Below are 368 nucleotides of genomic sequence, written 5' to 3'. Positions count from 1 at the left end.
CTGGCTGCGTGGCGAGCCGCTCACGAGCTTCAAGCCCGGCAAAGTGTATATCGTCGAATTTTGGGCAACGTGGTGCGGACCATGTGTGGACGGGATGCCGCATCTGATGCAGTTGCAGGAGAAATACAGGGACAGCGGAGTCGAGATCGTCGGAGTCGCGGCTTCTGAAGACGCTCCAACGGCCGATGAGGCCCGAAGCCAGTTGGACGCGTGGTTGACCGAAAAGTTCTCGAATCTGAATTATCGGATCGCGTTCGACTCCACAGGCGAAATGGACAAGCTTTGGATGGAGCCCAGCTTTTCTGTCGGGATTCCGACCTCGTTCGTGGTCGACCGTGACGGTCACATCGCCTTTATCGGTCATCCGA

General features: G+C 57.3%; 1 protein-coding gene. It reads left to right on the top strand.

All coding sequences use genetic code 11. The features are described 5' to 3' along the window. On the top strand, positions 1–368 hold a 368-nt coding region (locus ACWUKX_RS31020), incomplete at both ends, for a TlpA disulfide reductase family protein (RefSeq protein ID WP_456010465.1).

It is taken from the genome of Mesorhizobium sp. f-mel, from assembly GCF_053850215.1.
Note: the sequence above shows the minus strand (reverse complement) of the source record. Positions and strands in the feature narration are given on the sequence as shown.